This is a genomic window from Kocuria tytonicola (assembly GCF_003687455.1).
GTDB lineage: Bacteria > Actinomycetota > Actinomycetes > Actinomycetales > Micrococcaceae > Kocuria > Kocuria tytonicola.
Genome location: NZ_PHOA01000097.1, coordinates 1 through 9,167 on the forward strand (window position 1 = coordinate 1; position 9,167 = coordinate 9,167).

A 9,167-nucleotide genomic window follows, 5' to 3' on the forward strand; every position below is an offset into this window, starting at 1 on the left:
CGCCTCGAGCGCGTCGAGCAGCGCGTCCTCCTCGTCCTCGGCGGTGGGCCCGGAGGAGGCCCGGGTGCGCTTGGGGCGGTAGAGGGACTTGAGGTGGGCCGGCATGTCGTCGGCCATCTGCAGCTGGCGGATCACGAGGGACTCGTCCATGTCCCCGATGTAGGTGCCCTCGGCGTCGTAGTAGGCGGCGAGGCGGCGCTCGACCTCCGCGGCGTACGCGCGGTCCCACTCCTCGTTCTTCACGTGCTGACGGGCGGAGTAGCCGTAGGCCACGAACACCAGGACCGCGAACGCGTACCACTGCATGGAGTAGGACAGGTGCGGGCCGTACGCGACCTCCGGTCGTTCCCCGGCCTGCGGGGTGCCGGGCACCGCCGGGTCCTCGGAGACGAGCTCACCGTAGCCTCCGGTGGCCAGCTGCCCGCCCCACGAGGCGCTCAGGGCCGGCAGGTCGATGGACGCGGCCTGGCCCTCGGGGGCGCCGCGGTCCACGGCGCCCTCCGAGGGGCGCAGCCGGGCGGTGACGGTCACGTCACCGGCGGGTGGAGGCGGCACGGCCGAGGGCATGCCGTTGGCGGAGTTGTCGGTGGGGATCCAGCCGCGGTCCACGGCCACCACGGTGCCGTCGTCCAGGTGCAGGGGCACGAGGACGTCGTAACCCACCCGGCCGTCGTGCGGACGGTTGCGGACCACCACGGTGTCCTCGGGCGCGTAGGTGCCGCGCAGCCGCACCGGGTGCCAGGTCTTGGCGTCGTCGTAGTCCTCGAACAGGGGGGCGCCCGTGGCCTGGTCGTAGGCCGGGGCGTCGTAGTTCTCGGTGATCTTCGCGTTCTCGGCCACCAGGTGGTCGTTGCGGGACATCTGCCACTGCGCCAGGTACAGGCAGACCACCGCCGCCACGCAGGTCAGGGCGAACCACCCGATCCATGCCGGGGTCTTCAGGAAGCCGTAACGGCGCATCATTCCTCGCGCTCCGTCCCGGCACCGCGGACGACGTCGCCGTGCCCGCCCGGGGTGCGTGCGGCGTCGTCGTGCTGGTGGAAGGGCTCCACCGTCTTCAGGAAGCCGCGCTGGCCCAGGAAGTCCGCGAGGTGCGCGCGGTGCTCGTCGCACGCGAGCCAGACCTTGCGGCGCTCCGGGGTGTGCACGCGGGGGTTGTTCCAGGACAGGCTCCAGGCGGCCGGGGCCCCGCAGCCCCGGCGCGAGCACACGGCCTGCGGCGCCGCCACCGGTTCGTCGGGCGCCGGGGAGTGGGCCGGGCGCTGCGGGTCCAGCGAGCCGAGCAGATCGAGTTCCACCGTGTGACGTTCCTCCAGAGGTTCCTGCGTGGTCGGGCGAGAGGTCGGGCTGCCTCAGTTGCGGCGCGTGGCCGTGGGTCTGTGGGCGGGCAGCTCCCGCTGGGGCCGGTGCACGGTGTACTCCGCGTCCACGACCACGGTCTCGGGAGCGGCGGCCCGGTCCTGGGTCTCCGCCACCGTGGGCAGCTCCACGGCCGCGGGCGGGCGGTAGGCGGAGCCCGGGCGCTCCGAGCGGTCCGCGCCGCGGTTGGCGAGCATCACGGCGAACCAGGGCAGCAGAGCCGCCCCGGCGATCAGCAGGACGCGCACCCAGAGGTTGTCGATGAGCACCGCGCCGATGATGCACACGATGCGCAGGCCCATCTGCACGGAGTACACCTTCATCCGGTGGGCCATGTCCGTGGTGTGCGGATCCGCCGCCGAGGTGATCGAGTGGACCTCGGTGGAGCCGTGCGTCTGGTGCTGGGAACGTGTGATGGGGAACCGGTCCTTCGACGAATCTCCTGGGGATGTTCCGGAGCGCTCACCCTGCCACCGGTGACTGGGAGCGTGCTGACCATTGTGGCACCGTTGCGGACCGGCCCCAAGTGGGGGGGAGCCCACCAGGTCAGGCGGCGGTTAGGATGCTGTGACGTCCCGATCCCCCGGGTGCGGTGCCCCGACCGCGCCCGCCCTCCACGGAAGGTTCCACCATGTCTGAACAGAACTCGGCAGCGCGCACCGTGCTCGTCACGGGAGGCAACCGCGGCATCGGCCGGGCCATCGCGGAGACCTTCGTGGCGGCCGGTGACAACGTGGTGGTCACCTCCCGCTCCGGGGAGGACGGCCCCGAGGGCGCCCGCACGGTCAAGGCGGACGTGACCGACTCCGCGTCCGTGGACGCCGCGTTCAAGGAGATCGAGGCCGAGTTCGGTCCCGTGGAGGTGCTCGTGGCCAATGCCGGCATCACCAGGGACGCCCTGCTGGTCCGCATGAAGGAGGCGGACTTCCAGGACGTCGTGGACACCAACCTCACGGGTGCCTTCCGCGTGGTCCAGCGCGCCACCAAGGGCTTCATGCGCCTGAAGAAGGGCCGCGTGATCTTCATCTCCTCCGTGGTGGGCTACACCGGGGCACCCGGCCAGGCGAACTACGCGGCGTCCAAGGCCGGGCTGATCGGCATGGCGCGCGCCATCACCCGCGAGCTCGGCTCCCGCGGTGTCACGGCGAACGTGGTGGCCCCCGGATACATCCACACGGCCATGACGGACGAGCTGCCCGAGGACGTCACGGACAACTACCTCTCCATGATCCCCGCGGCCCGCTTCGGCCACGTCCAGGAGGTGGCCGGTGCCGTGAAGTACTTGGCCTCGGAGGACGCCGCCTACGTCTCCGGCGCTATCATCCCCGTGGACGGCGGACTCGGCGTGGGGCACTGATCCCGCGCCTGCTGGTCCCGGAACACCCCTTCGAAGGAGAGAACGCATGAGTTCAGTTGCCGGCAAGACCGTGGTCATCACCGGGTCCTCACGGGGGGTGGGTGCGGACACCGCCAAGATCCTCGCCGGTGAGGGCGCCAACGTGGTGATCAACTACCGCCAGAAGGCCCCGCGGGCCAACAAGGTGGTCAAGGAGATCACGGAGGCCGGCGGCCGCGCCATCGCCGTGCAGGCGGACATCACGGACCCCGAGTCCCGCAGCGGACTGTTCCAGGCCGCCGTCTCCGAGTTCGGCGGCGTGGACGTGCTGATCCTCAACGCCTCCGGCGGCATGGAGACGGAGCTGGGGGAGGGCTACGCGCTCAAGCTCAACCGGGACGCGCAGAACGACACCCTGACCGAGGCGCTGGAACTGCTGCCCGAGGGTGGCCGCGTGGTCTTCGTGACGAGCCACCAGGCGCACTTCATCAACGAGGTGGAGACCATGCCCGAGTACGAGGCCGTGGCCCGGTCCAAGCGCGCCGGCGAGGACACCCTCACCGCACGGGTTCCCGAGCTCGCCGAGAAGGGCGTGGACTTCGTGGTGGTCTCCGCGGACATGATCGAGGGCACCGTGACCGCCACCCTGCTCAACCGGGCCCGCCCCGGCGCCCTGGACGAGCGCCGCGCAGCCGCCGGCAAGCTCTACACGGTCAACGAGTTCGCCCACGAGATCGCCGCCATGGTCACCGCGGACGTCGAGTCCGGCCACGTGGAGCTCGTGGGCGGCGCCGAGGACTTCCTCGCGCAGGCCGGCAAGTAGCTCACGGCACCCTGGTGCCCCGCCCTGCCGTGGTGGGGCACCGCACCCGGCCCGAGCCCCGGACGACGCCGCCGCACGCGAACTCGCGTGCGGCGGCGTCGTCCGCTTCGCGCGATCGTTCCGGTGGACCGGCCCGGACCGTGCGGCTCGAACCGGAGCGTCGGCGCGGTTCGAACGGCCCGCGGAACTGTGGTAGGTTTCTTGTCGTTGCCGAGGGCCGCAACGGTTTTTCTCCGGAAGAACGCTGAGGCCCGGACACCTGCGCGGGTGGCGGAATAGGCAGACGCGCTAGCTTGAGGTGCTAGTCCTCGTATTAGAGGGTGGGGGTTCAAGTCCCCCCTCGCGCACGGAGAAGAACCCCGTTCGACCAGTGGTCGAGCGGGGTTCTTTCTGTTTCCGATTCAGCGCCTGCGCGCCCCCGGTCTCAGAGTCCGTTGGCGTCCGCTCCGTGGGCGGCCTGCTCGGGGGTGAACCCCTCGAACGTGAGCTGCTCGATCAGGCTCTGCCGGGAGAACCCGGACATGTCCAGGTACTCCTTGCCCTTCTTGACCGCCTGGGCCATGTAGTCGGGCGCGGCGCTGTCCACGCCGTGGGCGGCCTGCTCGGGGGTGAAGCCCTCGAACTCGAGCTGCTTGATCAGACCCGAGCGGGAGAACGCCGAGAAGGAGAGGTAGTCCTCCGCCTTCTTCACGGCCTGCTCGTTGTAGTCGGTGGACAGCTGGTCCACCGCCGCCGTGGCCTCCTGCGCGGTGAAGCCCTCGAACTCGAGCTGCTCGATCAGACCGGAACGGGAGAACGCCGAGAACGAGAGGTACTCCTGTGCCTTGCGCACCGCGCTGCCCTGGGACACGGTCGTGGAGCGGTGACCGGCCTGGCCCGCCTCGTCGGACGCCCCACCCGACGCCTCGGGGCCCTGCGCCTCGGCCGGCTCGCGGCTCTCCCCGGTGGAGTCCGCCGAGCCGGTCGCGGGGTCCTCCGAGGGCGGTCCGGCAACGCCCACACCGTCGGAGCCCGCGGTACCGGACTCGGCGGTCCCCTCCGTCGTCGCTGCCTCCGCGGCGGGTGCGGCCGGTGCTGCGGACGAGTCCTCCGCGTGTGGTGACGCGGAGCCCGCAGAGGTCGAGGAACTCTGCCAGCCCTGCGGGGCAGCATCCGTGTGGGATGCCCCGCATCCTGTCAGGAGCAGGAGAGCGAGGGCGGTTCCGGAGAGGAGGAGCGAGCGAGAGTGCGGGTGTGCCACGGGGCCACCTTTCGTGGGGTGTGCCGGTCGGGCACGGGACCATTGCATGAGCATGTATTTGCGTTCACACATACTGGCATGGTGCGCGTCACCTGACTGTCCCCTCTAGCGTCGACAGGACGCCGACCAGGCATGGGGAGGTGCAACGGGTGAACCGGCCCGCAACCACCTCCGCAGCGCTGACCAGAAGGTCCCTGCCGCGGGGAGTCATGGCACGGTTCCAGGACTCCCGCCGCCGTACGATGAGCGGCAGACGAGCAGCGGTGCGCAGGCGGCACCGCGGCTTCGTCGTCGGGGCCGGTGCGTGGCGCACGGAGCGGTCGCCCCTGTCCCTGGACCCCCGTGCCACGACCCCGAAGGTGAGACATGCCGAGCAGCCCCGCCCCCCGACCCGTCGAGCGGGAGCAGGCCACCGCGGGCACACCCCGGGTGACCCGCACCGCGCAGGGCGAGCCCGCGCGGACCCGCACCGTCCGGAAGGTGCCCGAGCAGGGCGGGCGGCACCGCTGGGTGCGCTGGCTCGTGCCCGTGGCGCTGGTCCTGGTGTGGCTCGGAGTCATGGGAGTGGGCGGACCCACGTTCGGGAAGATCTCGGAGGTGACCTCCAACTCGCAGGCGGACTTCCTCCCGCTGGACTCCCAGGCCACGCGCGTGCAGGACAGGCTGGGGGAGTTCCGGGACTCGGACGGTGTCCCCGCCATCGTGGTGCTGGAGTCCCCGGAGACCATCACCCCGGCGCAGCAGGGGGAGATCCGCTCGGCGGCCGAGAGCCTGAAGGACGTGCCCGGCGTCCTGGAGGTTTCTCCGCCCATCCCGTCCGAGGACGGCAGGGCCGCGGAGGTCGTGGCGCTCGTGGACTCCGCCGCAGACACGGGGGACACCGTGGAGCAGCTGCGGGACGAGCTCGCGGGGACGACCCCCGAGGGGCTGACCGCGGCCGTGACGGGACCCGCGGGGCTCGTGGCGGACCTCTCCGCGGCCTTCGCGGGCATCGACGGCCTCCTGCTCGGGGTCGCGCTGATCGCGGTGCTCGTGATCCTGGTGGTCGTCTACCGCTCGCCCGTCCTGCCGTTCCTGGTGCTGCTCACGAGCGTCGCGGCGCTGTGCGGGGCGATCCTCGCGGTGTACGCGCTCGCGCAGGACGGGGTGATCGACCTCAGCGGTCAGACGCAGGGCATCATGTCCATCGTGGTGATCGGCGCCGCCACCGACTACGGGCTGCTCTACACGGCCCGGTTCCGGGAGGCGCTGCACCGCACGGACTCCCGCTGGAACGCCACGCGCACCGCGTGGAAGGGCACGGTGCCCGCCGTGCTGGCCTCGGGCACCACCGTGGTCGCGGGGCTGCTGTGCCTGCTGTTCTCCCAGCTGACCTCCAACCGCGGTGTGGGCCCGGCGACGGCGCTCGGGGTCGTCTTCGCGGTGCTCGCCGGACTGACCCTGCTGCCCGCCCTGCTCGCGATCTTCGGGCGGGTGGCCCTGTGGCCGCGCACGCCCCGGGTCACGGAGGACCCCGAGGGCCACGAGCAGGCCGTGAACCCCGAGGACCACAAGGGCCTGTGGCCCGCGGTGGCCCGCCTGGTGGACCGCCGCTCCCGCGCCGTGTGGGTCGTGTGCACCGTGCTGCTCGGCGGCGCCGCACTCGGAGCCACCCAGCTGGACGCCGGCGGCGTGCCGCAGTCGGACTTCGTGCTCGGGAAGTCCGAGGCCCGGGACGGCCTCGCCACCATCGAACGCCACTTCCCGGGCGGCTCCGGGGATCCCGTCTACGTGCTCGCACCGCGCCAGGACGCCCAGGAGGTGGCCCGCACGCTCGCGGAGCAGGACGACGTCGCCACGGTCGCCTTCACCGCGAAGGACTCTCCCAGCGGCACGCTCCCATACCCCGCACCGCAGGCCGGTCCGTTCGCGGGGGTGGAGCCCACGGACAGCAACGGGGACGTGCTCCTGCAGGCCACCCTCACCCACGCCTCCGACTCCGAGGAGGCCCAGGAGACCGTCCAGCGGCTGCGGGCGGAACTGGCCCCCGTCTCCCCGGACGCCGCGGTGGGCGGCACCACCGCCGTGCAGGTGGACACCGTGGCCGCCTCCGAGCACGACCGTGCCCTGATCATCCCCCTGATCCTCGTGGTCATCCTGGTGATCCTCATGGTCCTGCTGCGCAGCATCCTGATGCCCGTGCTGCTGATCCTCACCACGGTGCTCTCCTTCGGCGCCGCCCTGGGTCTGGCCACCGGGGTGTTCCAGCTCGCCGGGATCAACCAGGCGGATCCCACCGTGCCCCTGTTCAGCTTCGTGTTCCTCGTGGCCCTGGGGATCGACTACAACATCTTCCTCATGAGCCGTGTGCGGGAGGAGGTCACCACGGTCGGCCACCGCGCCGGAGTCCTCGCCGGGCTCGTCACCACCGGCGGTGTGATCACCTCCGCCGGCATCGTCCTCGCCGCCACCTTCGCGGCGCTCGCGGTGCTGCCCATCCTGTTCCTGGTGCAGCTCGCGGTGATCGTGGTGATCGGTGTGCTGCTGGACACCATCCTGGTCCGGTCCCTGCTCGTGCCGGCCCTCGCACTGGACATCGGGCCGCGCTCGTGGTGGCCCTCCCGGGTGGGGACACCCGGTCGGCACCGCGCCGGGGGAGGCGCGCAGAGGTGAGGGCAGGTCCCCGCGGTCTTTGTGCGTGCGGCGCGGGGGCCGATACACTGCCGCCATGTCCCCACACCGCGCCGTTGTCGCCTTTGCCGTGTCCCCGGACGAGGAGACCACCCGGGCCGTCCTGGACCTCGTGGAGCGGGCGGGCGCCGTGGTGGAGTCCCACAACTGGGTGCGGGTCACCGGCACGGCCTCGGACGACCAGGCCGCGGACGTGGAGGGCTACAACGCCCTGACCGTCCACGTGGAGACCGAGGACCTGCCCCGGCTGCGCCGGCAGCTGCGCCCGGATCCCCTGCAGCAGGTGATTCCCGGCATGGACCTCAACGCCGTGGACGCCCGCTGGATGGACCACCAGCGGCGCAAGCTGGTGGTCCTGGACGTGGACTCCACGCTGATCCGCCACGAGGTCATCGAGCTGCTCGCCGCGCACGCGGGGCGCGAGGCGGAGGTCGCCGCGGTCACGGACCGGGCAATGCGCGGGGAGATCGACTTCGAGGAGTCCCTCCGTGAGCGCGTGGCAGTGCTCGAGGGCCTGCCGGCCACCGTGGTCGACGACGTCGTGGACGCCGTGCGGCTCTCGCCGGGGGCCCAGACCCTCGTACGCACCCTGCTGCGTGAGGGCCACGCGGTGGCCGCCGTCTCGGGCGGCTTCCAGCAGGTGCTCGAGCCCCTCGCCGCCTCCCTGGACCTCACCCGGGCGGCCGCCAACACCCTGGAGATCGTGGACGGTCGGCTCACGGGCCGGGTGACCGGCCGCGTCGTGGACCGCGCGGCCAAGGCGGAGCTCGCCACGGGGTGGGCGGCCGAGCTCGGCGTGGCCCCGCAGGACGTGATGGTCGTGGGGGACGGCGCCAACGACATCGACCTCGCCCGCGTGGCTGGTCTCTCGGTGGCGTACCGCGCAAAGCCCGCGCTGCGCGAGGTGGCGGACACCCAGCTGTCCATCCCCAACCTGGACGCGCTGCGCTTCTTGATGGGGCTGTGACCGCCCGGATCCCCGCGCGCACGACGCCCCGATCCCTCACCACCTCGCGCGCCCCCGGCGTCCCCGGGCACGGTGCGCCGCAGCGGGAACGGACCCCCGCGGGGCACTAGAGTTGCCGTCATGAGTTCAGTGCTGGAATTGGTGGACGTCACGGTGGTGCGCGGGGAGAAGACCCTGCTGGATGACGTGAACTGGACGGTGCGGGACGGCGAGCGCTGGGTGATCCTGGGCCCCAACGGCGCGGGCAAGTCCACGCTGCTGTCGATCGCGGCCGCCCGCATGCACCCCACCCGGGGGATGGTGGACATCCTGGACGAGATCCTGGGTGCGGTGGACGTCTTCGAGCTGCGCCCGCGCATCGGTGTCAGCTCCGCTCCGCTCGCGGGCCAGATCCCGCACGCCGAGTCCGTGGCGAACGTGGTGCTCACGGCCGCGTACGGCGTCACCGGCCGGTGGCGCGAGGAGTACGACGACGCCGACGTCCGGCGCGCCGAGGAGCTCCTGGACGCGTGGGGCCTCTCGGAACTGAGGGACCGCAGGTACGGCACCCTGTCCGAGGGGGAGCGCAAGCGCGTGCTGATCGCCCGGGCCCTGATGACGGATCCGGAGCTGCTGCTGCTGGACGAGCCCGCTGCGGGCCTGGACGTGGGCGGGCGCGAGAAGCTCGTGCAGCGCCTGGACGAGCTCGCCCGGGACGAGGCCTCCCCGGCCATGGTCATGGTCACCCACCACCTCGAGGAGGTCCCTGACGGCTTCACGCACGCGCTGCTGC

At 72.0% G+C, this 9,167-nt stretch carries 9 protein-coding genes and 1 tRNA gene; 6 read left to right on the forward strand and 4 right to left on the reverse strand.

What is annotated here, in order from left to right; translation table 11 throughout:
- The 3 genes from CWC38_RS09690 to CWC38_RS09700 all read right to left on the reverse strand — a co-directional run.
- Positions 1-963 (reverse strand): SURF1 family cytochrome oxidase biogenesis protein (locus CWC38_RS09690; protein ID WP_240625196.1); only part of this gene is annotated, 963 nt, incomplete at its 3' end.
- On the reverse strand, positions 960-1,298 hold the full coding sequence (locus CWC38_RS12425) for a hypothetical protein (RefSeq protein ID WP_338067541.1): 339 nt from the start codon (positions 1,296-1,298) through the stop codon (positions 960-962). The genes CWC38_RS09690 and CWC38_RS12425, both read right to left, overlap by 4 nt.
- Positions 1,299-1,352: 54 nt before the next feature.
- Entirely contained in the window at positions 1,353-1,775 is a 423-nt protein-coding gene (locus CWC38_RS09700) for a DUF3099 domain-containing protein (RefSeq protein ID WP_121846557.1), read from the reverse strand.
- Between the two features lie 215 nt (positions 1,776-1,990).
- Between CWC38_RS09700 and CWC38_RS09705 the strand changes: the two genes are divergently transcribed.
- The 3 genes from CWC38_RS09705 to CWC38_RS09715 all read left to right on the forward strand — a co-directional run bounded on the left by CWC38_RS09705 (position 1,991) and on the right by CWC38_RS09715 (position 3,865).
- Entirely contained in the window at positions 1,991-2,716 is a 726-nt protein-coding gene (locus CWC38_RS09705; RefSeq protein ID WP_121846552.1) for a beta-ketoacyl-ACP reductase, read from the forward strand.
- 46 nt (positions 2,717-2,762) lie between these two features.
- Complete coding sequence (locus CWC38_RS09710; RefSeq protein ID WP_121846553.1) at positions 2,763-3,518, forward strand: SDR family oxidoreductase; 756 nt, start codon at positions 2,763-2,765, stop codon at positions 3,516-3,518.
- 261 nt (positions 3,519-3,779) lie between these two features.
- A tRNA-Leu gene (locus tag CWC38_RS09715) sits at positions 3,780-3,865 on the forward strand.
- Between the two features lie 77 nt (positions 3,866-3,942).
- Here CWC38_RS09715 and CWC38_RS09720 read toward each other — a convergent pair.
- Positions 3,943-4,758 carry an Ltp family lipoprotein gene (locus CWC38_RS09720; protein WP_240625198.1) on the reverse strand — a complete coding sequence of 272 codons (816 nt, stop codon included), beginning with the start codon at positions 4,756-4,758 and terminating at the stop codon, positions 3,943-3,945.
- A 366-nt stretch (positions 4,759-5,124) separates the two neighbouring features.
- On the opposite strand from CWC38_RS09720, the gene CWC38_RS09725 reads away from it, so the two are divergent.
- From CWC38_RS09725 to CWC38_RS09735, 3 genes are all read left to right on the forward strand, one after another.
- Positions 5,125-7,410: an MMPL family transporter gene (locus CWC38_RS09725; RefSeq protein ID WP_121846554.1), complete on the forward strand. Its 2,286-nt coding sequence runs from the start codon at positions 5,125-5,127 to the stop codon at positions 7,408-7,410.
- A 55-nt stretch (positions 7,411-7,465) separates the two neighbouring features.
- Positions 7,466-8,395 (forward strand): phosphoserine phosphatase SerB, encoded by a 930-nt coding sequence (gene serB / locus CWC38_RS09730; protein ID WP_121846555.1) that lies wholly within the window; start codon positions 7,466-7,468, stop codon positions 8,393-8,395.
- Positions 8,396-8,515: 120 nt separating this feature from the next.
- Positions 8,516-9,167: ABC transporter ATP-binding protein (locus tag CWC38_RS09735; protein WP_133306247.1), on the forward strand; the 652-nt coding region annotated here is incomplete at its 3' end.

Coding starts and splice junctions, on each gene's coding strand:
- CWC38_RS09710 (WP_121846553.1), top strand. CDS start 2,763: ATGAGTTCAGTTGCCGGCAAGACCGTGGTCATCACCGGGTCCTCACGG.
- CWC38_RS09705 (WP_121846552.1), top strand. CDS start 1,991: ATGTCTGAACAGAACTCGGCAGCGCGCACCGTGCTCGTCACGGGAGGC.
- serB (WP_121846555.1), top strand. CDS start 7,466: ATGTCCCCACACCGCGCCGTTGTCGCCTTTGCCGTGTCCCCGGACGAG.
- CWC38_RS09725 (WP_121846554.1), top strand. CDS start 5,125: ATGCCGAGCAGCCCCGCCCCCCGACCCGTCGAGCGGGAGCAGGCCACC.